Consider the following 26,651-nt stretch of genomic DNA (forward strand, 5'->3'; position numbering starts at 1 on the left):
GGAGGGGGACCGCCGCGAAGCGGTGGTGGAGGGGCCGCGAGCGTCAGCGAGCGCTGCGCGCTCGACCCCTCCGTCAGCCCTGCGGGCTGCCACCTCCCCATCGCAAGTCGATGGGGAGGATCTTATGGCAGCTCCCCACCCTAAAGTGGCCATCAACTTATTTGGATTGGCGGGCTGGCTCCAGGGGGCAGGGCTGCTACTTCGGCCGCCCGCTGAACCCCGCCGCCTGCCGCAGTTCGTCGGCATCCATCACATAGCCGTCGCTGACCACCGTCACCACGCGGCGGAGCGCGCCGAGGTCGGTCGAGGGGTCGCCATCGACCAGCACCATGTCGGCTTCCTTGCCGACCGCGATCGAGCCGGTGCGTTTGTCGGCGCCAACGACGCGGGCGGGGATGATCGTCGCGCTCTGGAGCGCTTCGGCGGGGGTGAAGCCGGCCTGTTGATAGATTTCGAGTTCGCGGACGAGTTCGATGCCCCAGCCATCGGTCCCGGCCACGATCGGGACGCCTGCCTTGTGCAGGCGGCCGACCAGTTCGACCATCTTGGCATAGCTTTTGCGGTAATCGTCGCGCGTCAGTCCCTCGACGAGCGGATAGCCGCCCGCGGTGAAATTCGAGCGTTCGATGACCGGCGAGACGATGCCCATATAGGGGGCATAGGCCGGATGCGGTTTGCCGCCGTCCTGCGTCAGCATGCCTTCGAAAATGACGATCGTCGGGTCGACCAGCGTCTTGCGTTTCGCCAGGTCGGCGATGAAGCCCGCCATTGGCGGGGCGTCGAGGTCGACGTCCTTGAAGTAGCGAGCCGGACCTTCCATTCGCTGGCGCGTGTTCGATTTGTCGATGACGTCGCGCGGCATCGATTCCATCACCACAAAGTTTAGGTGGGTGAGCTCGTCATAGCCTGCCGCGACGGCTTCGCTGGGCTTCATCGTCGCGGGGACGTGGCCGTGGACGTGCAGGCCCAGTTTGTGCGCCTCGGCCGCCGCAGGCGCGATCCACGCCGGGTTCATCGAGGTATAGAATTTGATCCCCCACAGCCCAGCGTCCTTGACCCGGCGCACCGCGGCAATGGTTTCGGCTTCGCTGCTGACCACTTCGGCCCCTTGCGCGGCGAGCGGGTCCTTTTTGTCGATAATGACCGAAATAAAGGGTTCGCCCATGAGCAGCGTCCCCGCGGCGCGGCGCTTCGTTGCGTCGACCGCGCGATCGAAGGTGGTGCCCGGACTGCGGAAACTGGTGATGCCGTTCGCCATGTTCGACAGCACGCTCCAGTCGTCGCCGATATGCAGGTGGCTGTCCCAGATGCCCGGCACCAGCGTCTTGCCGCTGCCGTCGATCACGCGAGCGCCGCGCGGAGCCTTCAGCTTGTCGGCGGCGCCGATCGCCGCGATCTTGCCGTCGCGTGCCAGCACGGCGCGGTTGGACAAAAATTCGCCCTTGTCGGCGTCGAACAGCCGGACGTTGTCGAACAGGACGGGCGCCCGCGCCGCCGGCGCCAGGAAACGCTCCGCGATCCCGGCGATCACTTCGGCGGTTGCGGCATCCTGCGCATCGCGGAGTTGACGAAGTGCACCCTCATATCCGGCCGGCATCACCGACAGGAAGCTGACGTCTGCGAAATAGCGTTTCTGTTCGTCGAGCCAGACCGGGTAAGGCGAGGGAAGGATGCCGCTGATAAAGGCAAGCTGCACCGTTTTGGCCCCGCCCGGCCCCTGAATGGTCTGGGTCGGGCCAAAGGTCATCCGGTTCTTGCCACTCGGCAGGAAATCGACCCCCGCGTCGCCGGCGGCGGCGAGCGCGTTGAACAGTGGTGCATTGGCCACACTGACGCCGCCCGCCGGAATATACCACCCTCCTGCGGCGGCTTCGCCCGCGTCGGTTGCGGTCTTCCAGGTCGCGCGACCATTGGCGACGCGATAATCCTCGGCGGCGTCGCCCGCGATGGTGATGCCGCGCACGGTCGTTGCCGCCACCGTGCCGTCGGACGCAAAGCTGGTGACTTGATCGATTTCGGTGATCCAGCCGCGCAGTTCCTGCGACCAGCGATAGGCCGTACGCCCGTCGGGCAATTGCCATTGCCATTGGTCGCCGTGCTTGCCGGCTTCCGACACGACGACATAATGCTGGGCATCGGCGGGCGGGACGAGCAACTGTTCCTTGGGAACCGGGGTCGAGGCGGAGACCGGCGCCGGAGGAGCGGTTTCATGCGCCAGTGCGGCAGGGGCTGCGGTGGAAAGCAGAAGGGCAGCGGTCAGGATCAGGCGCATCGTCAAATTCCCCAGTTATAGTACTTGCGCCACAATGGTAGGCGCCCGGGGACCGGTGTAGCAAGATACGACCGGCACCGAACAGGAATCGACGAACGCCGATCGCGGGTTCGGCGCGACCGGCGGGCTCAGCCGCGCTTTTCCAGACTGACGACCGCGTGAAACGGCAGTTCGGCATAGACATGCGGGAACAGATCGCCCCCGCGCGCGGGTTCCCAGCGCACCGCGTCACCGAGGCTACCCAAATCCACCTCGGCGATCATCAATTCGCCGCAATCGGCGAAATATTTGGCGATCGTCGCTTCCAGCTGTCCGGCGGTCGACAGATGGATGTAACCGTCGGCGATATCCACCGGCGCGCCGCGAAAAACGCGCTCGCGTTCGAAGTCGGTCCATTGCTGGACCGTCAGCACTTTGAAGGCGGTGGCCGCGGTCATGCCGGGGGTGGTTCCGTCGCAGCTGCCGCGGCGTCGGTCGCGACATCCTCGGCGGTTTCGTCGTCGCCTTCGTCGATCAGCGCCGCCGAGACGACATGCTCCCCTTCGGCAACGTCGAACAGTCGGACACCCGCGCTGCCGCGGCCGATGACGCGCATCGAATCGAGCCCCATGCGGATCAGCTTGGCCTGATCGGTGACGAGCATCAACTGGTGCACCTTCGTCGCCGGGAAGCTCGCGACAACCGGTCCGTTACGGGCGATATTGTCGATGTTGGTGATCCCCTGGCCGCCGCGCCCGGTGCGGCGATATTCATAGGCCGACGACAGCTTGCCATAGCCGTTGGCGCAGACGGTCAGGATGAACTGTTCGCGCGCCGCAAGCTCGGCCATTCGCTCGGCGGGCAATGTCGGCTCATTCTCGTTATCCTTCCACGGCGCGGCGCGGAGATAGGCTTCGCGTTCGTCGCCGGTGGTGCCGACGCGGTGGAGGATCGACAGCGAGATGACCGCGTCGCCGTCGGCAAGACGCATCCCACGCACGCCGGTCGAATTGCGGCTCTGGAATTCGCGAACATCGTCGCCGGCAAAGCGGATCGCCTTGCCCTGCCGCGTTGCGAGCAGCACATCGTCGCTTTCGTCGAGCAACGCGACGCCGATCAGCCGGTCGTCCTCGTCCTCGCCCTCGAACTTCATGGCGATCTTGCCGTTCGAGGGGATGTTGGTGAAGGCATCCATGCTGTTACGACGCACGCTGCCCTTGGCGGTTGCAAACATCACGTGCAGCTTGCCCCATTCGGCCTCGTCCTCGGGCAGCGGGAGCACGGTCGAAATCGTCTCGCCCGTCGCCAGCGGCAGCAGGTTGACCATCGGGCGCCCGCGGGTGGCCGGTCCGCCTTCGGGCAGTCGCCATACTTTCATGCGGTAAACCTTGCCCGCGGTCGAGAAGAAGAGAACGGGCGTGTGCGTCGAGGTGACGAACAATTCGGTGACGACATCTTCGTCCTTGGTCGCCATGCCCGCGCGACCCTTGCCGCCGCGGCGCTGCGCGCGGAAGGTGTCGAGTGGAGTGCGCTTGATATAACCGTCGAGGGTGACGGTGACCACCATCTCCTCGCGCTCGATCAGATCCTCGTCGTCGATGCCGTCGGCGGCGGGGGCGACGAGCGTCTTGCGCGGCGTCGCAAATTCGTCGCGCACCGCGACCAGTTCCTCGCGCATCACCCCATAGAGTTTTACGCGGTCGGCGAGGATCGAAAGCAGTTCCTCAATTTCAGTCGCCAACTCCCCGAGTTCCTTGCCGATTTCGTCGCGGCCGAGCGCGGTCAGGCGATGGAGGCGAAGGTCGAGGATTGCCTTCACCTGCACTTCGGACAGGCGATAGGTCGCGGCTTCCTCCATCTCGCCTTCGATTGCTTCGACGAGGCGGATGTAGGGCGCGATCTCGCCGATCGGCCATTCGCGCGCGAGCAGCGCTTCGCGGGCGGCGGCGGGCGAGTTCGAGCCGCGGATGATGCGGACGACTTCGTCGAGGTTGCTCACCGCGACGACAAGGCCGAGCAAGATGTGCGCGCGGTCGCGCGCTTTCGCGAGCTCGAACTTGCAGCGGCGGGTGATGACCTCTTCGCGGAAGGTGATGAAGGCCGACAGAATGTCCTTCAGCCCCATCATTTCGGGACGGCCGCCGCGGATCGCGAGCATGTTTGCGGGGAAGCTCGACTGCGCGGGGGTGTGTCGCCACAGCTGGTTGAGCACCACCTCGGCAGTCGCGTCGCGCTTCAGCTCGATAACGACGCGGACGCCCTCGCGGTTTGATTCGTCGCGAATGTCGGCGACGCCCTCGATGCGCTTGTCGCGCGCCGCTTCGGCAATCTTCTCGACCAGGCCGGATTTGCCGACCTGAAAAGGAATAGACGTCAAAACAATCGACTGTCGGTCGTTCCTGCCTTCCTCGATAATGTGCGTCGCGCGCATCATGATCGATCCGCGACCGGTGGCATAGGCGTTGCGGGCGCCGCCCTGGCCCAGCATCATCGCGCCGGTCGGGAAATCGGGGCCGGGGACGATCGCCATCAGCTCTTCGAGCGTCAGCGGCTCGCCGCCTTCGAGCTGGCGGTCGATCATCGCGAGCGTCGCGTCGACGACTTCGCCAAGATTGTGCGGCGGGATGTTGGTCGCCATGCCGACCGCGATGCCGCCCGCGCCGTTGACGAGCAGGTTGGGGAAGCGCGCCGGGAGCACGGTTGGCTCCTCGCGGCTCGCGTCATAGTTCGGCTGGAAGTCGACCGTATCCTTGTCGAGATCGTTCAGCAGGACCATCGCGGTCTTGGCAAGGCGCGCTTCGGTATAACGCATCGACGCCGGCGGGTCGGGGTCCATCGAGCCGAAATTGCCCTGACCGTCGATCAGCGGCACGCGCAGCGACCAGTCCTGAGTCATGCGCGCGAGCGCGTCGTAGATCGCGCTGTCGCCGTGCGGGTGATAATTACCCATGACGTCGCCGACGATCTTCGCCGATTTCTTGTACGGGCGGCCGGGGACAAAGCCGCCTTCCTGCGCCGCATAGAGGATACGGCGGTGGACGGGCTTCAGGCCGTCGCGCACGTCGGGCAGCGCGCGGCTGACGATCACGCTCATCGCGTAATCGAGGTAACTTGTCTTCATTTCGTCGACGATATTGATCGGCGAAACGCCGTCCTCGGACGGCTGCGCAGGCGTATTTTCTTCGGTCAAGACCCGGCCTTTTTTCTGCTTATCGGGAGATGGATTTGGCCTAGCCCAAGGCGCGGCGAATTGCCAGCGATTCGGTCAATTTTCAGGGGGTAATTTCGGCGCCGTCCCACGCGAAAATCCGCCCCGTCTGCGCCGGGGTCAGCGCCTCGATCACGCGCAGCAGATTGTTCGCGGCGATGGCAGGAGTGACCAGGTTTCCGGCCGGTACAGACCGCTGGAACGGGGCCGACATTGGGGTGTCGACCGTGCCGGGATGCAGCGCGACGACGACCGCCTGATCGTTGCGGCGGGTCTCGCTGATCGCGACGCTGCGGATCAGCTGGTTGAGCGCTGCCTTCGACGCGCGATAGCTGTGCCAGCCGCCGCTGCGATTGTCGCCGATGCTACCGACGCGCGCCGACAATGCGGCAAAGACGGTGCAACCGCGCCGCGGCATCAGCGGCAGGAAATGCTTTGCGACGAGTGCCGGTCCGATCGCGTTGATCGCGAAATTTTCGGCCATCCAGTCGGGGTCAAGATCCGCCGGGCTGCGTTCGGGGCGCCGCTCGCCGCGATGCAGCAGGCCGGTGGCGATGACCAGCAGTCGCGGCGGAACGCCCGCCGCTTGAACATGCTGCGCTGCCGCCGCGACCGACGCTTCGTCGGTCAGGTCGATCTGCCAGGGCGGCGATGCCGATCGCGCCAGACGGTGAACGACGCGATAACGGCCGTCGGCGGCGATCGCGTCGGCCAGCGCGGCGCCGATACCGCCCGCTGCGCCGATGATGACCGCCGATCCTGCATCTGACATCGCGGCGGCGTATCAGCGCCGCCGCACCGCGACAAGCGGTGCTTGCCAATCGCCGCTCCGCCCCTAAAGCTGGTCGCAATGACCAAGAGCCTGCCTGGGGGGTGCCGGTGGCCCTGATCGCGCTTGTCGGCGCCAGCGAAACCCTGCCGGACGGCGGTCTGCGCGCGCTGGTGACGGTGGCGGGCGAGACCTTGATCGAGCGGCAGGCGGCGCGGTTGGCCGATGTCGGCGTCACCCACATCGCGGTCGCGGTGGCGGCCGTGCCCGCCGATCTGCTGGCAACCTGTGACCGAATCCGCCGCCGCGGCGTCAAAGTCACCCCGGTGCGCGATGCCGCCGACCTTACCGCATTGGTGCAGGGCGATGACCGGCTCATGCTGGTCGCCGATGGACTGCGCGCCGGCGGCACCCATTATGCGGCGATCGCCCGGCCGGGTGCCCCGGCGATTCTGGTGACCGGCGATACGCCGTTGACCCAGGGGTTCGAGCGCATCGACGCGACGCGGCGCTGGGGCGGACTCGCCGCAATATCGAGCGAAATGGTCACCGAACTCGCCGCGATGCCGGGCGAATGGGACATGATGCTGACCTTGCTGCGCCTGGCGGTCCAGGCCGGCGCGCGGCGCCTGTATTGCGAACCGGCATTGTTCGAACAGGGCGAGATCGCCATCGTCGCGGACCGGCCGACCGCGGCGCTGATCGAACAGTCCAGCCTGCAACAAGTCGAATATGGCGGCATGGGCTTGGGCCGGTCGGCGATCATGATGCCCGTGGTGCGGCTGTTCGGTCCGTTGCTCGTCAAATCGGCCAAGACGGCGAAATATCTGCCCTATATCACCGCCATGCTGTGGGCAGCGGTGGGCTTGCTCGCGGCCAGCGGTCTCGCGGCGGCAGGCGCGCTCGTCGCGATACCGGGCGGGCTCGGCCTCGCCGCGATGCGGTTCCTGTCGTCGTTCCGAGCCGAAAGTGCCGCGCAGGACCGGGCGCGCGAAGTGATCCGCAATTTTGCGCTGGTCTTGCTCGCGACCTTTCCGTGGCTGGTATCGCTCGCAGGTTCGGAGCACGTCATGCCGCCGTTCGCCGAAGCGGCGCTGGCGCCATGTCTGGCCGCGACCATCCTTCTCGCGCGGGCCTTGTACGAGGATGGGGGCGAGCGGCGGCGCTTTCACTGGCTGCTGCCCGACGCCGACCAGGCGTGGATCATGCTGGCTCCCGCGCTGCTGTTCGGCTTTTCACCGCTGATGTTCGCGATCCTGCCATTGCTCGCCTTGCTCCAGATCCTGCTGTGGCTGCGGTTGGCGCGGCGCCCGGAACCCCGTTAAAACAAAGCGCTTCAAGGTTTAACGCCTATTAACGCCATCCTGCTATGCGCGATCGTGCATGACTGAATCCGTCCCCTCGACCGGCATCGATCCGCTGTCCGTGCGCCTGCACGAGCTGGCCGGACACTTCGCCGCGCCGACCGCAGGCCGGTTGACCGAGGAACAGCGGGCGCTGTCGCTGGCCATCGCGCGGCGCTTGGTCGCCGACGTCGCGGCCCGGATCGACCCGGCGATGGACACCGGTGACCTTTGGAGCGCATGGCTGAACGCAGGAATACCGGGCGGTGTCGCGCTCGCCAAAGCCTGTTTTGCCCGCGCCGAGGAACATCGCTGGCGCGAGCAATCGGCACAGCGTGTCGCGCCGCCGCCGATACTCGCGGACGGCGACGAAGCGCCGGGCGAGTCGGCGGCCACGCTTTCAATATCGGCGACCGACAGAGCGCAACTGGCGCTTCGCATCGCCGACCGCCGCCGGTTCGACGCGGCGGGGCATCCCGCGCTCGCCGTGGCCGATGTCGACCATGACCTGTATCGTGACTTGCTGCGCGACATAGCGGCATGGCGGCTCGACACGATCGGAGGCGACCCGGTGCGCGCGGCAGCGCTGGGCGATAGGGTGCGAGCGGCCACCGACGACCACAAGGGCGAGAGCGGCATGGCCGATGCGGGCGCGGCCTATGCAAAAATTTTGGGCAAGGACATGCCCCGGGCGGCTGCCGAAGCCATCGCGCGGCATGACTGGCCGACCCTGATCGCGCTCGCCGCCGCCGCATGGGGACGCGCTTATGCCGATATGGCGCTCGCGTTGCTCTCGGCGCAAACGGCGGCGCTGCCGTCCCTGTTGGCGCCCTTGCGGATCGACCGGGCGGCACTGGCGCCGCTTGAAGCATCGCTCGCCATGTTGCCCGCGCGCGCGGTTGCCGCTGACGGTGCAGAGGTTGGCGGGGAACCGCCATCGCGGGACGGGCAGTGGTGATCGCGGACCGGATCATTCGCGGCCGGATCGACCGGTCGGGGGCGCTGGTCAGCGCCGATGCACCGCTGGCACGCCTGCAACAGCGCGCGGGCGGGGGGCTGGGCAAGCCGCTCGCGCTACCGCAACTGGCGCGGCTGGTGGCACTGGCGCAGCGATTGCATCGCGACATCAGTCGTCCGCTTTACGCCGCCGATGACCATAGCGACATTCATGCGGTGGTCCGCATTGTACCCGACGCCGATGGCGCCAGCCTGGAAATCAGCGACTGGCGACCGCGACCCGTCGTGCCGCCCCAGATGCCGGTGCTGCCCGAAATGCCCGCGCATGGATGGACGTGGGAATGCGATCAGCAGTTGCGGATGGTGGCATTGCGCGCCGCGACCGGAGCACCGCCTCTGCCTGCCGACTGGGAAGGACGTTCACTGTCCGAATTGTTCGAGTTGCAGCCCGACCCCGACGGGCGGTTTCCGGTGTTGCGAGCGCTCGCGCGCCAGTCGCGTTTCGATCGCCAGCGCGTCGAGGCCGGTGAGGCTGGGGTGCGGGTTGCGATGCTGTTGTCGGGCGATGCCATGTTCGATGCGATCGGGAATTTTACCGGCTTTCGCGGTTCCGCAACCCCGGCCGACCCCGGCGAGGCGGGCGATCCGGCGCCGGAGGCGGTGCTGGTCGACCCGGCATTCGGGTCACTGCCACTGTCGGATCCGCAGTTCGGTCGGCGCATCGACGGGGCGCTGCGCGGTCCGCTCAGCCGCATCATTGCGACCGCCGAGACGATTTCGGGCCAGTTCGATGGTCCGATCCGCGCGGATTATGCGCGCTATGCGGGCGATATTGCCCACGCCGGACGGCATTTGCTGGGGCTGGTCGACGATCTGGCCGATCTGCAGAATATCGAGCGGCCGGGGTTCAAGGCGGCGGCCGACGAAATCGACCTGGGCGATCTGGCGCGCCGTGCGGTCGGCCTGCTCGGCATGAAGGCCGAGGAAAAGGGTATCCGGATCGACGCCCCGCGCACTGACGACAAGGCGCCCGCGACCGGCGAATTCCGCCGGGTGTTGCAGGTGCTGCTCAACCTGCTGGGCAACGCGATCCGCTATTCCCCCGACAATTCGCAGATATGGATCCGCGTCGACCGCGACGGCGACCGCGCGATGGTGACCGTCGCCGACCAGGGGCAGGGAATCGATGCCGACCAGCAGGCGGTGGTGTTCGAGAAATTCGAACGGCTCGGCCGCACCGACAGCGGTGGTTCGGGGCTGGGGCTCTACATCGCGCGGCGACTGGCGCGGGCAATGGACGGCGACCTGACGGTGGATAGCGCGCCGGGGCAGGGGGCGAGGTTTACGATGAGCCTGCCGGCGCGGGATGTTGGGTAGTGCTTTTTCATTTCGCGCAGAGGACCATGATGTCTGGTTTCGACCGATTGCGGACGATTATCTAGCTAATTGTTAGGCCATCGCGCCGTTGCAATATCCAAGCGCCACTCTTGTTTTTTGTGTAGATCAGCAAATCCTGTCCGCCACCAAGAGAGCCCCAGTACTCGCTGGCGTAGAACAGAGCCTTTGATCCATCTTTCGAAATCGCAGGCAGGGATATTCCCAATGTAGCGACTGACCAAGGTTCCTTACGCGTAAGCCGTTCTATCGCTTGTCCATCGTGAATAATGCCATTCATCGATAGCCATTTCTTCAGCGACGGGCATTGATCAAAGACGCTGATTTCTCGTGCTTCTGCCACAGCAAGTATCAACGGGAGGTCCGGATCTTCGCGAAGTCGGGGCTTTTCCATCAGCAGCGCATCAAGCTCATCGACCCTCGGGGTTATCGATGGGACATCTGTCACAACTGCAATTGGTCTGCCTGCATCACGCTTAAAGTTAGCGATATGTGCACTGGCCACGACGCATGCCTCTTTGGCGCGCGAGCTCTCATCGCCGTCTCTCGAACAGCCAGAAATAGCAACAATCAAGAACGCCAAGGAGAGTAACACTCGGAGCATTGTATTTGCATCGCACCTCTTTTGAGGTTTCGCAATGGCCGCTCACCCACCCCAAAGCCGACATTCGGTTTGACCTAGCCACCAACGAAAAGGGGCCGCAATTGCGGCCCCCATCCTCTTCTCTGCGCCTCTGCGCGCAAGTTCTTTTTAACGCTGACCCACCGGCACATAGGGCCGGTGCGTCGGCCCCGTGTAGAGCTGGCGCGGACGGCCGATTTTCTGGGCGGGGTCGGAGATCATTTCGTTCCACTGCGCAACCCAGCCGACGGTGCGCGCGAGGGCGAACAGCGCGGTGAACATCGTCGTCGGGAACCCGATCGCCGACAGGATGACGCCCGAATAGAAATCGACGTTCGGGAACAGCTTCTTCTCGACGAAATAGCTGTCGTTGAGTGCCATTTCCTCGAGCTGCAACGCGACTTCGAACACCGGGTCGTCGACCTTCAGCGCGTCGAACACTTCGCGAACGGTTTTCTGCATCACCGTCGCGCGCGGGTCGTAGTTTTTATAGACGCGGTGGCCAAAACCCATCAGCCGGAACGGGTCGTCCTTGTCCTTCGCGCGCGCGATATATTCGGGAATGCGTTCGGGGCGGCCGATTTCGCGCAGCATGTTGAGCGCCGCTTCGTTGGCGCCGCCATGCGCCGGACCCCACAGACAGGCGATGCCGGCGGCGATGCACGCAAAGGGATTGGCGCCCGACGAACCCGCGAGGCGGACAGTCGAGGTCGACGCATTCTGCTCATGATCGGCGTGGAGGATGAAGATACGGTCGAGCGCGCGCTCGACAGCGGGAACAACCTCATATTCCTCGGCGGGAACACCAAATGTCATGCGCAGGAAATTGCCCGTGTAGCTGAGGTCGTTGCGCGGATAGACGAACGGCTGGCCGACCGAATATTTATACGCCATCGCCGCGATCGTCGGCATTTTCGCAATCAGCCGGTGGCTGGCGATCATCCGCTGGTGCGGATCATGGATCTCGGTCGAGTCGTGATAAAAGGCGCTCAGCGCGCCGACGACGCCGCACATGATCGCCATCGGATGCGCGTCGCGGCGGAAACCCCGATAAAAGGTCGCCAGCTGTTCATGCAGCATCGTGTGGCGGGTGATCGTGTTGTCGAAATTCGCCAGTTCGTCAGCGGTCGGCAACTCGCCGTTGAGCAGCAGGTAGCACACCTCCATGAACGACGAATGTTCGGCGAGATCGCCGATCGCATATCCCCGGTGGAGCAGCACGCCTTCGTCGCCGTCGATATAAGTCAGTTTCGATTCGCAGCTGGCGGTCGAAGTGAAGCCGGGATCATAGGTGAAGGCGCCGGTCTGGGCATAGAATTTGCGGATATCGACGACATCGGGGCCGACGGTGCCCGACAGGACAGGGCTTTCGACGGTGGTGTCGCCCAGGGTAATCTTTGCGGTGTCGGTCATATGTTTTTCCCTGTTTGGTCGGCGGAGAGCGTGATCAAGCCCCTGCCGGATAATGTTGCGCTGCGTCAAGTCGGGCCAGGCTGACATCGCGCCCGAGCAACAACAGCACGTCGAAAATCCCCGGGGAAACGGTCCGGCCGGTTAGTGCCGCGCGTAACGGTCCCGCCAATTTGCCGAGCCCCAGTTCGGCGGCTTCGGCTTCGGCGCGCACGGCGGCATCCAGCTCTTCTGTCGTCCAATTATCCAGCCCGCGCAGCCGCTCTGCTACGGCGGCCAGCAAGCCTTCGGGCGCTGCCTTTAGCACCTCGGCGGCCTTTTCGTCCACCGGCAACGGGTCGGCTTGGAACAGAAAGGTTGCACCGTCGGCGATTTCATCGAGCGTTTTGGCGCGCGGTTTCAGCGATTCCATCGCGCGGGTCAGGACATCGCCTTCTGCATCGCTCAAGGCACGGCCGACGAGCCGCTCGACGCGTGGCGCCACAAGCCCGGCCAGCCACGCATCGTCGGCTTCGCGCAGATAATGGCCGTTCAGATTTTCCAGCTTTTTGAAGTCGAAACGCGATGGCGACCGGCCGACATGGGCGAGGTCGAACCATTCCACCGCCTGCGCGCGACTGATGATTTCGTCGTCGCCATGCCCCCAGCCGAGGCGGAGGAGGTAATTGTTCACCGCCTCGGGCAGATAGCCCATTTCGTCGCGATAGGCATCGACGCCCAGCGCGCCGTGGCGCTTTGACAGTTTCGCGCCGTCGGCGCCGTGGATCAATGGCACATGGGCATAGGCGGGTTCGCGCCAGCCCATCGCGCGGATCAGCGCGAGCTGGCGGAAGGCGTTGTTGAGGTGGTCGTCGCCGCGGATCACATGCGTGACGCCCATGTCGTTATCGTCGACGACGACGCTGAGCATATAGGTCGGGGTACCGTCGCTGCGCAGCAAAACGAAATCGTCGAGTTCGGCGTTCTGGACGGTGACGTCGCCCTGCACCTTGTCGGAAATCGTGACCGCGCCGTCCTGTGGCGCGCGCAGGCGGACGACGTGAGGGACCAACGGATCGCCGTCGGTCCGGTCGCGCCACGGGCTGCGGACGCGGAAGGGCAGGCGCTTCTCCTGCGCTTCGGCGCGCATCGCGGCGAGTTCGTCCTGGCTGAGGTAACAGCGATAGGCCTCGCCCTTGGCCAGCAGCTCAGCTGCCACCGCGGCATGGCGGTCGGCGCGCGCAAACTGGAACACCGTTTCGCCATCCCAGTTGAGCTCGAGCCACTGCATCCCGTCGATGATCGCGTCGATCGCCGCGTCGGTCGATCGCGCGCGGTCGGTATCCTCGATCCGCAGCAGGAATTTGCCGCCGTGATGGCGCGCGAACAGCCAGTTGAACAGCGCAGTGCGCGCGCCGCCGATATGCAGGAAACCGGTCGGCGACGGGGCGAAGCGTGTCACCACATCGGCGCCGGTGGCTTCGGTCGGGGCTGTTGCCAATTCGGTCGGGTTTTCGGTTGCCACCAAGGCCTCTTTCACTCACTTTGCCGCCGCCGGCACAACCGGCGGAGCGGGGATTGGGGGCAGCCCCTAGCATGGCGACAAGGCAGCTTCAAACGCCCATTTTCCCGCGCTGGACCGGCGCCGCGGCGCGGCTGGTCGCGGCGTCGGAAATGCGGCTCGAGCGCGAACGTGAACGGATTGCCCTGTGGCTTCCCGTTGCTCTGGGCGCCGGTATTGCGTCGTGGCTGGCGTTGCCGACGGTGATGCACTGGACGGGATTGCTGTTGCTACTTGCCGCAGGTGTGCTGCTCGGGCTGGCGATCGGCTGGCATCGCCGCCTCGGCCGGATGGTTGCGATCGGCTGTTTGACCATGGCGTTGGGTGTCTTGCTGGTGTGGGGTCGCGCGTTGTGGGTCGCCGCGCCGGTGTTGGCGCAGCCGGTCGTGACCTCTTTTTCGGCGAAGGTCGAGCGGGTCGAACCGCTTCCAGCGCGGGACCAAGTCCGCTTGATCTTGCGGCCGCTCGCGCGGTCCGACCTGCCGCCACGATTGCGGTTGACGCTGCGCCGCGCGCAGGACGCGGGCATTGTGGCGGGCGAACGGATCGGGGTGCGTGCGCGTTTGATGCCGCCGCCCACCGCCAGCCTGCCCGGCGGCTATGATTTCGCGCGGCGGGCGTGGTTTGACGGCATCGGCGCCGTGGGCACTGTGCTGGGTGACGTGGCGCGCAGTCCCCGCGCCGGGACAGAGGAAAAGCCGCTACGCGCGCGGCTCAGCGCGCATGTTCAGGCACAATTGCCGGGCTCGGCGGGCGGCATTGCGGCCGCCCTTGCGAGCGGCGACCGTGGCGGTATCACCGACACCGATGCCGAGGCGATGCGGCGCAGCGGGCTGGCGCATCTGCTGGCGATCAGCGGGCTGCATGTCACCGCGGTGGTCGGATTCACGATGTTGGTTCTGCTCCGGCTTCTGGCACTCAGTCCGCGCCTCGCGCTGACCGGCCAGGTGATGGTGTTGGCCGCGGCAGGCGCCGCCTTGGCCGGCGTCGGCTATACCTGGCTGACCGGGGCGGCGGTGCCGACGGTGCGGTCGTGCATCGCCGCGTTGCTGATCCTGGTCGCGCTCCAGTTGGGCCGCGAAGCGGTAACGCTGCGTCTGGTCGCGGCGGGCGCGATGATCGTCATGCTGTGGCGACCCGAATCGCTGGCCGGACCGAGCTTCCAGATGAGTTTTGCAGCGGTTGCGGCGATCGTGGCACTGCACGAAAATTCGCGGATGCGGGCGTTTCTGGTGCGGCGCGAGGAGGCCAGGGCCCGGCGCTTCGTTCGCGGCGTCGTTGCCCTGTTTCTGACCGGTCTGGTGATCGAAATCACGCTGGCCCCGATCGCGCTGTTTCATTTTCACAAGGCGGGTCTCTATGGCGCGCTGGCCAATGTCGTGGCGATCCCGCTCACCACTTTTGTCATCATGCCCGCCGAGGCGGCGGCGTTGCTGTTGGACAGCGTCGGGCTCGGCGCGCCTTTCTGGTGGGTGACAGGGAACGCGCTGGACCTGTTGATCGCACTGGCGCACCGGGTCGCCGATACGCCGGGCGCGGTGGCGACCTTGCCCGTGTTTCCGCCATGGGCTTTCGGCGTAACGGTCGTCGGCGGTTTGTGGATTTTGCTCTGGAGTGGCCGGATGCGCTGGGCCGGGCTGGGGCCGGCGTTGGCGGGCATGGCGATACTCGCGTGGCAGCCGTCACCCGATGTGCTGGTCACGGGCGACGGGCGCCATGTGGCTGCCGCTACCGGCGACGGCGGCTATGCGATGCTGCGCGCCCGGGCCGGCGATTATGTCCGCCAGACGATGGCGGAGGCGGCGGGAATCGATGCCCCGCTCGCCGCGCTTGCCGATCTCGACCATGTCGAATGCAACGTCGATTTCTGTCGCTGGACACAGCGCGACCGCGTCATGCTCGCCGCGTACGGGCGCGACCGGGTTGCGGGCGCCGATATGGCGGCTGCCTGTGCCGCGGCCGATGTCGTCATCGCCGACCGTTGGTTGCCGCGTGAATGCGTGGCACGGTGGATGACGATCGACCGCGACAGCCTGGCCGCGACGGGCGGCCTTGCGCTCTATCTGGACGAACCGCCGCGGGCGGTCACCGCGCTACGCAGCGGCGACGAACATCCGTGGCGCCGCCCGCAACAGCTTAGTGGTAACGACGAAGCAATCCCGACAGCCGTCCCTGCACAATGACCCGGTCGGCAGGGTAGCGTTGCGGCTCATAGGCGCTGTTCGCGGGGTCGAGGCGGATCATCGGCCCTTCGCGGCGGAAATATTTGAGCGTCGCGTCCTGTCCGTCGACCAGCGCGACGACGATGTCGCCCTCGCGCGCGGTGCTGGCTTTCTGGATCAGCGCGTAATCGCCGTCGAAGATCCCCGCCTCGACCATTGAGTCGCCCGATACCTCGAGCGCATAATGTTCGCCCGCGCCGAGCAGCGCGGCGGGGACGGCGAGATTGTTGTAATCCTCGAACGCCTCGATCGGGACGCCCGCGGCGATCTTGCCGTGCAGCGGTACTTCGACGATGTCGTTCGCGGCGATCGGCCGCATTGCGGGCGCGGGCTTGCGCAGCGCGACGACATTGTCGCTATCGTTGCGCACCGCGGGCTTGCTGCCTTCCGGCAGTTTGATGACTTCCAAAGCGCGAGCGCGGTTGGGCAGGCGGCGGAGAAAACCCCTTTCTTCCAAGGCACTTATGAGGCGATGGATGCCCGATTTCGACTTGAGTCCGAGTGCTTCCTTCATTTCCTCGAACGAGGGCGAAATGCCGCCCGCGTCGAGCTTTTGCTGAATGAAATGAAGCAGTTCATGCTGCTTGGCGGTCAACATCGATCATTCTCCGTCAGGGCTGATACCGGACATAATGAGAACGATAGTGGAACAGAGCGGGACTTGTCAAGCGATGACGATATAGTCCGCCGTCGCGCCTGCATCGCAGGGGGGTGCGCCGATGTCGCGGATCAGCAGCGCGTTCGCGGCGGCGAGCGGCATGGTCCTGCCGCTGTCCTGCCCGATCAGCGGGGTCAGGCGCCCGTTTTTGAGCCGCGCGCGCAGATAATCGCGGCGCCCGTCGCCACCGTCCAAGGCGATTTCGAGCGGTGCCCGGTGAACCGTAGGGAGCGGATCGCGCGCGCCCGCGAGATGGCGGACGAGGGGGAGCAGGAACAGCGTTGCGGTGACGAACGCCGACGACGGGTTGCCGGGCAGGCCGAGCAGCACCGCGTCGCCGATGGTCCCGGCCATCAGCGGCTTGCCGGGGCGCATCGCGATCTTCCAGAAATCGATCTGTCCGCCCGCGTCTTGCAGCGCGCCGCGGACATGGTCGTGATCGCCGACCGATGCGCCGCCGACGGTGACGATGGCGTCGTGACGTCGCGCCAACTCTTTCAAAAGCTTGGCTAGTATAGCGCGGTCGTCGCGGACGTGATGCGGCAGGCTGACGATAGCAGGTTCGCCGGCGAGCATCGCGGCGAGCATCGGGCTGTTGCTGTCGGGGATTTGGCCGGGGGCAAGGGCGCGTCCGGCCGGTACGAGCTCGTCGCCGGTGGTCAGGATCGCAACGCGGGGGCGGCGGCCGACCGCGAGCTGGCCTGCACCGCTCATCGCGGCGGCGGCAATCGCGCCGGGGGTGAGGCGCGTTCCGGCGGGGAGCAGGCATTCGCCCTCGGCAAAATCGTCGGCGCGCGCGCGGATATGGCGACCGCGGGCGCCCGGGCCTTCGCCGGTCAGCGTCAGCATCGCGCCATCGTCGGCGACATCTTCCTGAACCACGATGGCATCGGCGCCGTCGGGAAGAATCGCGCCGGTGAAGATGCGCATCGCCTCTCCCGCGCCGACCATGCGGTCGGGTGCGGCCCCCGCGGCGCTTTCGCCGGTGATCGTCCAGGGGCCGGGCAGGTCTTCAAAACGAATCGCATAACCGTCCATCGCCGACAGGGCCGCGGCGGGTTGGTCGCGCAGCGCGAGGATATCATCCGAGGTATAGCGGCCAACACATTCGGAAAAGGATATTTTCTCGGGCAGAAGCGGCGCGCGGAGCGCCAGCAAACGCGCCTGCGCTTCCTCGACCGGCAGCAGGCCGCTCATCCGGCGCGCCAGTCGCCGGAGCGGCCACCGCTCTTTTCGAGCAGGCGGATGTCGCCGATCACCATCGCGCGGTCGAGCGCCTTCGCCATGTCGTAAAGGGTGAGCAGCGCGACCGAGGCGGCGGTGAGCGCCTCCATTTCGACCCCGGTCGTGCCATTGGTCGCGGCGGTAGCAGTGACGGCGATGCCATTGGCTTCCCACGCAAAGTTGATGCCGACCTTGGTGAGCGCGAGCGGATGACAGAGCGGGATGAGGTCGGGGGTGCGCTTGGCCGCCATGATCCCGGCGATCCGCGCGGTCGAGAGGACGTCGCCCTTCGGCGCGTTGCCGCTGCGGATAGCTGCTAGCGCATCCGCGGACATGGTGATGCGGCCGCTGGCGACGGCGCGGCGCTGGGTCGCGGGCTTGGCGCCGACATCGACCATATGCGCGGCGCCGGTGTCGTCGAGATGAGTCGGTTTGAGTGTCATGGCGCGAGCGAAGCAAGGTGAGGGGGGAAAGGCAAGGGGAGAAGGGAAGTGGGGGGCGGGGGATTGGCGCTAAACCGACGGCAAATTTTCCGCGTACGAGCTCGAAATATAGAAGTCGCACGCATGGCATCCATGTCCGCTTCCCACCCCAAAGCGGACGCTCAGCCTTCGAGAAGCGCTTTCGTTGCCGCCGTGACGTCAGGCTGGCGCATCAGGCTTTCGCCGACGAGGAAGGTTTTGACGCCGCTGGCGGCCAAGCGCTGGCAGTCGGCGTGGGTGGCGATGCCGCTTTCGCCGACGAGCAGCGTGCCCGCGGGAACCAGTTTGGCGAGGCGTTCGGTGACGGCGAGGTCGGTTTCGAAGGTGCGGAGGTCGCGGTTGTTGACGCCAATCAGGCGCGATTTGAGCTTGCTGAGCGCGCGGTCGAGTTCGGCTTCGTCATGGACCTCGACGAGCACGTCCATGCCGCGCTCGATCGCGGCGGCCTCGATCTCTTGCATCGCGCTGTCGTCCAGCGCGGCGACGATGATCAGTATTGCGTCGGCGCCGATCGCGCGGGCTTCGGCGACCTGCCAGGGGTCGATCATGAAATCCTTGCGCAGCGCGGGCAGGGCGCAGGCGGTGCGGGCGGCGACGAGATAATCTTCATGCCCCTGAAACCAGGGGGCGTCGGTGAGGACCGAGAGGCAGGCGGCGCCGCCCGCGGCATAGGCGCGGGCGTGGTCGGCGGGGTTGAAGTCGTTCCGGATCAGTCCCTTGGAGGGCGAGGCTTTCTTAACTTCGGCGATGAGGGCGAAGCCGCCTGCGTCGATTTTTGCCTGCAACGCGGCGTGGAAGCCGCGCACCGGGCCTGCGTCGATGGCGTCGAGGTCGGAGAGCGAGCGCAGCGCGCGGCGCGCGGCGACTTCTTCGGCTTTGGTAGCGAGGATTTGGGTGAGTTTGTTCATTTGAGACTTCCCATATTTTCGTCATTGCGAGCGCAGCGAAGCAATCCAGAGTGGGCCTGTGCCGCTCTGGATTGCCGCGTCGCCTTCGGCTCCTCGCAATGACGACGTGGGAATATCATTTATAGGCGATCCAGCAGTTGAGCAGCGCGTTGGCGAGCCCCTTGTCGATCGCTTCGGCGGCTTCCTCGACGCCGTCGGTCAGCGTTGCGGCGGCGCCAGCGATGACGAGCGCCTCGGCGGCATTGTACAGCACCGCGTCGCGATAGGCGCCCGGGGCGCCTTGCAGTAGCTCGCGCAGCGCTTTGGCGTTGTCGGTGGCGTCACCGCCGCGGATGGCCTCGATCGGGTACGTGGGGAGGCCCGCGTCGCTGGCATAGCTGCGCTGCATGAACACGCCCTCGGCATTGACCACCGCAACCTCGTTGCCGCCGGCGAGCGACAGTTCGTCGATGCCTTCGTCGCCCGACACGACGCGCGAATGGTCGGTGCCGAGCCGGTGCAGCGCCTCGGCATAGACGGGGACATAGGCGGGGCGCGCGATGCCGATCAGCTGGCGCGTGACATGCGCGGGGTTGGCGAGCGGTCCCATCAGGTTGAAGATGGTGCGGCGGGCGAGCTTTTGGCGGATCGGCTGAATACGCTTCATCGCCGGATGATGGTTGGCGGCGAACAGGAAGCAGATGCCGAGATCGGCGAGGGTGGCTTCGGCGAGACGTCCGGCGCGCTCCATGTCGAGGCCGAGGACTTCGAGCGTGTCGGCGGCGCCCGATTTCGATGAAGCGGCGCGATTTCCGTGTTTTGCGACGGGGACTTCGCAGGCCGCGACAACAATCGCGACGGCGGTCGAGACGTTGAGCGTGTGATGGCCGTCGCCGCCGGTGCCGCAGACGTCGATCGCGCCCGCGGGCGCATTGATAGGGAGCAGCCGGTCGCGCAGCGCCTGCGCCGCGGCGGCGATTTCGACCATCGTCTCGCCGCGGTCGGACAGGGCGGTGAGGAATTCGGCGATCTCGTCCTCGCTGGTGCGCGCGTCGAGAATGTCGGCGAAGGCCTGCGCAGCCTCGTCATGATCCAGCAGATGCGCGGGATCGGGCAGCGGGCCGAAGCGGCTCATGCGGCTTGCCGCGCTGCTACGGGCAGTCCGGCGACCGCCATGAAGTTGGCGAGCATGGCGTGGCCATGTTCGGTGGCGATGCTTTCGGGGTGGAACTGGACGCCGTGGATCGGCAGATCGACGTGGCGGAAGCCCATGACGGCGCCGTCGTCGCTGGTGGCGTTGATGATGAGGCTGGCGGGAATGTCGACGACTTCGAGGCTGTGGTAGCGCGTCGCTTGAAACGGCGAGGGCAGGCCAGCGTAGAGCCCGCTGCCGTCGTGGCAGACGGGCGAGGTCTTGCCGTGCATCAGATGGCCGCGCTGGACGGTGCCGCCGAAATGCTGGCCGATCGCCTGATGGCCGAGGCAGACGCCGAGCAGCGGGCGGCGCGCGTCGGCGCAGGCGGCGACGAGGTCGAGGCTGATCCCGGCTTCATTGGGGGTGCACGGGCCGGGCGAGATCAGGATCGCCTCGGCGCCGGTTGCGAGGGCTTGCGACGCGGTCAGCGCGTCGTTGCGTTCGACGCGCACGTCGGCGCCGAGCTCGATCAGATAATGAACGAGGTTGAAAGTGAAGCTGTCGTAATTGTCGATGACGAGGATCATGGGGGTGCGCCGTAATGGGTGAAGGGGCGCGAGTGAAGCAATAAGTCCTTTTGCGCGGACGAGGCGGGATTTGCGGGTTGCGATCCTGCCCGTCGCAAAGCGATGGGGAGGGGGACCGTCGCCGCAGGCGATGGTGGAGGGGCGGCGGCGGTGCGTTTGGCCCCTCCGTCAGCGCTTCGCGCTGCCACCTCCCCATGGCTTCGCCACAGGGAGGATTGATTATTTCGCCATCAGCTTGGCCAGATCGTCTTTCCAGAATTTCGCCCATGTGTGGGTGCTGTGGCCCTTGGTTTCGGGGCTGGCGGGGATCAGGATGAAGCGCGTCGTCGGCATCCGCGCTGCTGCCTGTTCGGTGATGCCGTAAGCGGGCGGGTTGATGAAATCGTCGGCGCTGTTGATCCAGAGCACCGGCACATCGATTTTTTCGAGGTGTGGCCACGGGTTGTAGGTGCGCGAGGCGTCGAGCTGGTAGATGATGTCGTTGGCGTCGTTGCGGCCATAGGTGCGGGCGAACGCTTCGTCCTTGTACTTCTCCGCGGCTTCGCGTGTCGGATATTGGACTTGGAGCGCATAGGGATTGGCGCCCGCGATCAGGCTGAGCGAAGCGGCGGTGCGCAGGCCCGCGGCGGGCGGGCTGGTGTAATTGCCGTCCTGCCACAGCGGATCGGCCTTGATCGCGTCGATTGACAGCGTGCGCCACATGCGGTTCTGACCCGCGATCTCGACCGGCAGACACGCGAAAGGGGCAAGCTTTTCGGCGAAATCGGGGTACGTCTGGGCCCAGACAAAGGCGTGCATGCAGCCCATCGAGGTGCCGAGGATCAGCTTGAGTTTCTTGACGCCGAGCTTTTCGGTGAGCATCCGGTATTGCGCGCTGACCATGTCGTCATAGTCGTAGCGCGGGAATTTCATGCGCAGCCCGTCGCTGGGTTTCGACGAGGCGCCGTGGCCAAGATTGTCGGGCAGGATGATGTAATATTTCGCGGTGTCGAGCGGTTGACCGGGGCCGAACAATTCATTGGCAAACTGCGGCTGAAAGAATTGCTTGCCGGTGCCGCCAGTGCCGTGAAGGATCATCACCGCGTTGGTGATTTCGCCCTTTGCGTCGCGCTGCGGCGTACCGAGCGTGGTGTAGTGCATCCTCAATTCGGGCAGTTTTTCTCCGCTGGTGAAGGCGAAATCCTGAAGGATCGCGTCGCCTTCGACCGAGCCCGCGGGGGTTTGGGCGTGGGCGGGAACGCTGGCGAGCAGCAGGGCGAGCGGGGCGATCAGTTTGCGCATGGCGCGACGCTAGCGGGCAGGGCCGGGCTTTCCAATATCCAATCCGTCATTGCGAGCGCAGCGAAGCAATCCGGAGCCTGCGTACACCGCTCTGGATTGCTTCGCTGCGCTCGCAATGACGACGTGTTGGCGGATCGCGCCTCGGCTATTGCCCATATCCCGGCGTGCCCGCCAGTCGCACCGCTTCGCGCGCGGCGGCGAACAGCGCGCCCGCCTTGGCCTCGCACTCGCGCTGTTCATAGGCGGGGTCGCTGTCGGCGACGATGCCGGCGCCCGCCTGGACGTGCATGACGCCGTCCTGGACAATCGCGGTGCGCAGCACGATGCAGCTGTCCATATTGCCGTCGGGGCCGAAATAGCCGACGCCGCCCGCATAAGGCCCGCGCGCGTCGGCCTCCAGCTCGGCGATGATCTGGCAGGCGCGCACCTTGGGGGCGCCGCTGACGGTGCCCGCCGGGAAGCCGGCGAACAGCGCGTCGATCGCGTCCTTGCCCGGCGCGATGCGGCCGATCACGTTCGAGACGATGTGCATGACGTGGCTGTAGAATTCGACCGTGTAGCTGTCGGTGACGGTGACCGAACCTCCAATGGCGGCGCGGCCGACATCGTTGCGGCCGAGATCGAGCAGCATCAGATGTTCGGCGCGTTCCTTGGGATCGACGAGCAGGCTTTCGCGGTTTTCGGCATCCTCGGCACTGGTGCGCCCGCGCGGGCGGGTGCCCGCGATCGGGCGGATCGTGATCTCGCCGTCGCGGACGCGCACCAGGATTTCGGGCGACGAACCAATCAGCGCGAAGCCCGGCAGGTCGAGGAAATAGAGGAAGGGTGAGGGGTTGATGCGGCGGAGCGCGCGGTAGAGATCAAAGGGCGGCAGGTCGAAGGGGGTCGAGAAACGCTGCGACAGCACGACCTGAAAAATGTCGCCTGCGGCGATGTAATCCTTGGCCTTGGCGACCATCGCGGCGAATTGCGCGGGCGGGGTTGCGGGGTTGGCCGCGATGGCGTCGGGCAGCGCGTCGGTCAGGGCGCGGTCGGCCGACACGCTGGCGATCGACAGACGCGCGGCGATGGTGTCGAGCCGGTCCTGCGCTGTCTCGATCATCCGGTCGAGCGCGCCGCTCGCATCGGGCCAGATCGGCGCGATCAGGAACAATTCGTCGGCAAGGCGGTCGAAGACGAGGATCGTCGTCGGGCGGACGAACACCATGTCGGGCAGGCCGAGTCCGGCGCCCAGCGCGCGCGGGATGCGCTCGACAAGGCCGATGGTTTCGTAAGCGAAGAAGCCGACGAGCGTCGCCAGCGCCTTGGGCAGGCCGTCGGGGACGTCAAAGCGGCATTCGGCGACAAGATCGCGCAGCGCCTGCAATGCCGGGGTGGCGAGCGGTTTGAAGGCGCCGCGGTCGTGCCGCCAGTCGCGGTTGATCCGCGCGGCGTCACCGGTCACTTCGAACATCAGGTCGGGGTCGAGCCCGATCAGGCTGTAGCGCCCGCGCGTCTCGCCGCTTTCGACCGATTCGAGTACCCAGTCGCCGCGCCCGGGCTCGATCAGCTTGAGCGCCGCGGAAACTGGGGTTTCGACATCGGCGATCAGCCGCTGCCAGACAACCGCGCCACGACCCTGCGCCAGCGCCTCCAGCGCTGCGGCTTTGCCTTCCAGCGCCACCGCGGCGTTATTCGGCGACCGGCGCGTTGCCGGTCAGTTCCTGGCGCAGCTGGTCGACCAGTTTCTTGTTGATCGTGACGCCGATGCGGCGTTTGGCCTCGGCCGCGAGCTGTTCGACCAATTCGTTGCCGAAAGCGGGCGCGAGCGGCTGCGCGATCGCGGCGACGCGCGCGGGTTCGATCGACTTGGGATCGGGGCGCTGGACGTCGGCGAGCGCGATGACCAACCAGCCGCGATTGCCGGGGATTTCGAGCGTCTTGACGCTGTTCTGCGCCATCGAGAACAACAGGGCCACTTCCGGCGGCACCGGCTGGCCGTCCTGGCCCAATTCGCCGCGCCGCCCGCCGATGGTCTGGACGCTGCCGATGTTCGGCCCCGCTGCCGCGACCGCCGCGCCAAGGCTTTGCCCGCCTTCCACCGCCTTTGCGATGGCGCGCGCCTTGTCGCGCGCGATTTTTTGCCCCTGCGCGAGCCGCCAGTCGGCGAGCAGATCGGGCCGGATCTGGGCAAACGGCGGCGGTGCGGCGGCGATGATGTTTTTGACGGCGTAGATCGCGAATTTTTCATTCTCGACCAGCGTGGCGAGCTGCCCCTCGCCCTCGGCGGCGCCTTGGAACGCCTGGCTGACCAACGGTGCGAGTTCGGGCGACAGGCTGTATCCCGGCTGGCCGGGCGCCCGGCCGCTGGCGAGCAGTGGCGGGGTCGTGGCGAGCGCCAGTTTGCGGTCGGCGGCAATTTCCTCGATCGACGCGCCGCTGTTCACCGCGTCCTGAATCGTGTTGTAATAATCGACGATGGCCTCGTTCGCTTTGTTTTTGGCGAGTTCGGCGCGGATTTCAGGGGTGGCATCGGCCAGGCTGCGCGCGGGGCGGGCGGTGATATCCTCGACCCGCGCCACGACCCAGCCAAGCCCGGTCTGGAACGGTCCGATGACGTCGCCACGCTTTGCCGCGAAGGCGGTTTTGGCGGCTGCGTCGCTGGTCGTTGCGGCATAGGACGACAAGGTCAGCTCGCCCGACATCGAAGGCGCCAGTCCCGCAGCCTGGGCCGCAGCGGCAAGCGCGGTGCCGCCGCGAACCTTTGCGGCAAGGGCGTTGGCGGCCGCCTGGTCGGGGGCGATGACCTGCGCAAAGCGGCGGGTTTCGCTGGCGGCGAACTGGCTGGCATTATCCTTGTAGACCCTGGCGATTTCGGCGTCGGTCACCGCCGGAACGGGCGCGCTTGCCGCATCGAACAGCGCATATTGGATGACACGGCGTTCGGGGATGGTGAACTTGCCCCGGTTTTGCGACAGATGGGTTTGCAGGGCTGCGTCGCCGGGATCGGTTGCCGGGGCGAAGGGGCTCGCCGGGATGAAGGCGGCCTGTCCGCGCCGCTGTTCGAGGAGCAGCGCGGCATAAGGCTGGGCCATTCCGGTCGCGAGGCGCGGCATCGAGGCGATCGGCCCGGCAAGCTGTTCGAGCAGCAATTGCTGGCGCAGGTCGCGGCGCAGCTGCGCCTCGGTCAGCCCGTTTTCGCGCAGGAAGCTCTGGAAGCGGGTCTGGTCAAAACTGCCCGAAACGCCCGCAAACGCAGGAATGTCGGCGATACGTCCGTCGATCAATCGCTTGCTGACGCCAAGGCCCATGTCGGTCGCGAGCTGTTCGAACGCCATTCCCTCGATCAGCTGGTCGAGCACGCGGTCGAGGCCACCCGATTCGACAAAGGCCGCCATCGTCAGCGTCGGCTGATCCTGTCGCGCCTGGTTATAGGCAAGGCGGACGCGGTCGCGCAGTTCGCCGAGCCCGATTTCCTCGCTGCCGACCTTGGCCACATTGGCGCCGCCGATGCCGCCGAACGTCGAATTTCCGGTAACATCGCTGAGCGCAAAGGCCACGCCGACCAGCACCACAAAGGCGAGCGCAAGGAACTTGCCGATGGTCGAGGAAAACATGCGGCGGATGGCGGTAATCATGGGGCAGGCGATCTTTCGGCGGGGCGCGGGAATGCGCGGTCGCGCGCTGCTTTAGAGGCGTCGCGGCACGGCATCAAGGCGCGAAAGGGGGTTTTCGCGGACCCATGACATGCCTTGCGCAGCGCCCCCGCGCGCCGCTAGGGCAAAGACATCGGCAAGGACAACGGGAGTAAACGGGCGATGGCACGGCGCAAATATGTGGTCGGCAACTGGAAAATGAACGGGACGACGACGGCGCTGGCCGAGGCGCGGGCGATTTTTGCCGCCGCCGGCGAACACCCCGGCGTCGACGTTGCGCTATGCCCGCCGTTCACGCTGATCGGGGCGATGGCGGGCGCAGTTCCCGGCGCCGCGGTCGGCGGACAGGATTGCCACAGTGCCGCGTCGGGCGCCTTTACCGGATCGGTTGCGGCGGACATGTTGGCGGATGCCGGGGCCAGTCTGGTGATTGTCGGGCATAGCGAGCGGCGCGAAGGATGCGGAGAAAGCGACGCGGATGTGCGGGCGAAGGCCGAGGCCGCGCTCGCGGCGGGCCTGACGGCGATCCTGTGCGTCGGCGAGCCGCGCACGGTGCGCGAAGCGGGCGGAGCGATCGATTATGTGCTGGCGCAGATTGCGGGATCGGTTCCCGATGATTTTGCCGCGGACCGGCTGGCGATCGCTTACGAACCGATCTGGGCGATCGGCACCGGGCTGGTGCCGACGGTCGCCGATGTCGCGGCGATGCACGGCGCGATCCGCGGCGCGCTGGCGGAGCGGTTCGGCGATGCGGCGCAGCAGATGCGGCTGCTTTACGGCGGATCGGTGAATGGCGACAATGCCGCCGAATTGCTGGGGGCAGGGGATGTCGACGGGGCGCTGGTGGGTGGCGCGAGCCTGACGGCGGCGAAATTTGTGCCGATCGTGGCGGCTGCTGCGGCATTGGGGTGATTAGCCTGATCCTCCCTGTGGCGAAGCCATGGTGAAACCCCGGCACGTTGAAATCGCGCGAGGCATAGACATAGGCGCGCTGCGCACCTGGCAAACGGGTCGCGGCTTCGATCCGGTCCGGCTGGCGAACGAT

21 protein-coding genes are annotated in these 26,651 nt (G+C 66.3%); 5 read left to right on the forward strand and 16 right to left on the reverse strand.

What is annotated here, in order from left to right; all coding sequences use genetic code 11:
- Positions 1-196: 196 nt before the first annotated feature.
- The 4 genes from IR187_RS15605 to IR187_RS15620 form a co-directional block, all read right to left on the reverse strand.
- Positions 197-2,272: an amidohydrolase family protein gene (locus IR187_RS15605; protein ID WP_194955500.1), complete on the reverse strand. Its 2,076-nt coding sequence runs from the start codon at positions 2,270-2,272 to the stop codon at positions 197-199.
- Positions 2,273-2,400: 128 nt separating this feature from the next.
- A complete protein-coding gene (locus IR187_RS15610) occupies positions 2,401-2,709 on the reverse strand; it encodes a DUF952 domain-containing protein (protein WP_194955501.1) in 309 nt (102 codons plus the stop codon).
- Entirely contained in the window at positions 2,706-5,441 is a 2,736-nt protein-coding gene (gyrA, locus tag IR187_RS15615; RefSeq protein WP_194955502.1) for a DNA gyrase subunit A, read from the reverse strand. The genes IR187_RS15610 and gyrA overlap by 4 nt, the downstream gene beginning before the upstream one ends.
- An 82-nt stretch (positions 5,442-5,523) precedes the next feature.
- Positions 5,524-6,231, reverse strand: coding sequence for an SDR family NAD(P)-dependent oxidoreductase (locus tag IR187_RS15620; protein ID WP_194955503.1), 708 nt, complete (start codon positions 6,229-6,231; stop codon positions 5,524-5,526).
- A gap of 107 nt (positions 6,232-6,338) precedes the next feature.
- Between IR187_RS15620 and IR187_RS15625 the strand changes: the two genes are divergently transcribed.
- From IR187_RS15625 to IR187_RS15635, 3 genes are read left to right on the forward strand one after another with little or no spacing between them, the layout of a single operon-like run.
- Positions 6,339-7,553 (forward strand): hypothetical protein, encoded by a 1,215-nt coding sequence (locus tag IR187_RS15625; protein ID WP_194955504.1) that lies wholly within the window; start codon positions 6,339-6,341, stop codon positions 7,551-7,553.
- Positions 7,554-7,611: 58 nt separating this feature from the next.
- The gene (locus tag IR187_RS15630) at positions 7,612-8,529 is read left to right on the forward strand and encodes a hypothetical protein (protein ID WP_194955505.1); all 918 of its coding nucleotides are present in this window, start codon (positions 7,612-7,614) and stop codon (positions 8,527-8,529) included.
- The gene (locus IR187_RS15635) at positions 8,523-9,905 is read left to right on the forward strand and encodes a sensor histidine kinase (RefSeq protein WP_407699091.1); all 1,383 of its coding nucleotides are present in this window, start codon (positions 8,523-8,525) and stop codon (positions 9,903-9,905) included. The genes IR187_RS15630 and IR187_RS15635 overlap by 7 nt, the downstream gene beginning before the upstream one ends.
- Positions 9,906-9,966: 61 nt before the next feature.
- Here the strand turns inward: IR187_RS15635 and IR187_RS15640 are convergent, their stop codons facing one another.
- The 3 genes from IR187_RS15640 to gltX form a co-directional block, all read right to left on the reverse strand.
- Positions 9,967-10,428: a hypothetical protein gene (locus IR187_RS15640; protein WP_194955506.1), complete on the reverse strand. Its 462-nt coding sequence runs from the start codon at positions 10,426-10,428 to the stop codon at positions 9,967-9,969.
- A 246-nt stretch (positions 10,429-10,674) separates the two neighbouring features.
- On the reverse strand, positions 10,675-11,958 hold the full coding sequence (gltA, locus tag IR187_RS15645) for a citrate synthase (RefSeq protein ID WP_194955507.1): 1,284 nt from the start codon (positions 11,956-11,958) through the stop codon (positions 10,675-10,677).
- 34 nt (positions 11,959-11,992) lie between these two features.
- On the reverse strand, positions 11,993-13,459 hold the full coding sequence (gene gltX, locus IR187_RS15650) for a glutamate--tRNA ligase (RefSeq protein WP_194955508.1): 1,467 nt from the start codon (positions 13,457-13,459) through the stop codon (positions 11,993-11,995).
- Positions 13,460-13,530: 71 nt separating this feature from the next.
- Between gltX and IR187_RS15655 the strand changes: the two genes are divergently transcribed.
- Complete coding sequence (locus tag IR187_RS15655) at positions 13,531-15,678, forward strand: ComEC/Rec2 family competence protein (protein WP_194955509.1); 2,148 nt, start codon at positions 13,531-13,533, stop codon at positions 15,676-15,678.
- Here IR187_RS15655 and lexA read toward each other — a convergent pair.
- From lexA to IR187_RS15700, 9 genes are all read right to left on the reverse strand, one after another.
- Positions 15,632-16,315: a transcriptional repressor LexA gene (gene lexA / locus IR187_RS15660; RefSeq protein WP_194955510.1), complete on the reverse strand. Its 684-nt coding sequence runs from the start codon at positions 16,313-16,315 to the stop codon at positions 15,632-15,634. The genes IR187_RS15655 and lexA overlap by 47 nt on opposite strands.
- Before the next feature lie 66 nt (positions 16,316-16,381).
- Positions 16,382-17,572, reverse strand: a complete 1,191-nt coding sequence (locus IR187_RS15665) for a molybdopterin molybdotransferase MoeA (protein ID WP_194955511.1) — start codon at positions 17,570-17,572, stop codon at positions 16,382-16,384.
- On the reverse strand, positions 17,569-18,042 hold the full coding sequence (gene moaC / locus IR187_RS15670) for a cyclic pyranopterin monophosphate synthase MoaC (protein ID WP_194955512.1): 474 nt from the start codon (positions 18,040-18,042) through the stop codon (positions 17,569-17,571). Before moaC ends, IR187_RS15665 begins: the two co-directional genes overlap by 4 nt.
- A gap of 161 nt (positions 18,043-18,203) precedes the next feature.
- Positions 18,204-18,989, reverse strand: coding sequence for an indole-3-glycerol phosphate synthase TrpC (gene trpC, locus IR187_RS15675; protein ID WP_194955513.1), 786 nt, complete (start codon positions 18,987-18,989; stop codon positions 18,204-18,206).
- 115 nt (positions 18,990-19,104) lie between these two features.
- Positions 19,105-20,103 carry an anthranilate phosphoribosyltransferase gene (gene trpD, locus IR187_RS15680; protein ID WP_194955514.1) on the reverse strand — a complete coding sequence of 333 codons (999 nt, stop codon included), beginning with the start codon at positions 20,101-20,103 and terminating at the stop codon, positions 19,105-19,107.
- A complete protein-coding gene (locus IR187_RS15685) occupies positions 20,100-20,690 on the reverse strand; it encodes an anthranilate synthase component II (protein WP_194955515.1) in 591 nt (196 codons plus the stop codon). The genes trpD and IR187_RS15685 overlap by 4 nt, the downstream gene beginning before the upstream one ends.
- Before the next feature lie 219 nt (positions 20,691-20,909).
- Positions 20,910-21,971 carry an alpha/beta fold hydrolase gene (locus IR187_RS15690; RefSeq protein WP_194955516.1) on the reverse strand — a complete coding sequence of 354 codons (1,062 nt, stop codon included), beginning with the start codon at positions 21,969-21,971 and terminating at the stop codon, positions 20,910-20,912.
- A 145-nt stretch (positions 21,972-22,116) separates the two neighbouring features.
- Positions 22,117-23,634, reverse strand: a complete 1,518-nt coding sequence (locus IR187_RS15695) for an anthranilate synthase component I family protein (RefSeq protein WP_194955517.1) — start codon at positions 23,632-23,634, stop codon at positions 22,117-22,119.
- Between the two features lie 7 nt (positions 23,635-23,641).
- On the reverse strand, positions 23,642-25,588 hold the full coding sequence (locus tag IR187_RS15700) for a peptidylprolyl isomerase (protein WP_194955518.1): 1,947 nt from the start codon (positions 25,586-25,588) through the stop codon (positions 23,642-23,644).
- Positions 25,589-25,768: 180 nt separating this feature from the next.
- Here IR187_RS15700 and tpiA point away from each other — a divergent pair, with 180 nt between their 5' ends.
- The gene (gene tpiA / locus IR187_RS15705; protein WP_194955519.1) at positions 25,769-26,518 is read left to right on the forward strand and encodes a triose-phosphate isomerase; all 750 of its coding nucleotides are present in this window, start codon (positions 25,769-25,771) and stop codon (positions 26,516-26,518) included.
- Positions 26,519-26,651 lie beyond the last annotated feature (133 nt).

Origin of the sequence: Sphingopyxis solisilvae, from assembly GCF_015475875.1 — a bacterium.
GTDB classification, from domain to species: Bacteria; Pseudomonadota; Alphaproteobacteria; order Sphingomonadales; family Sphingomonadaceae; genus Sphingopyxis; species Sphingopyxis solisilvae.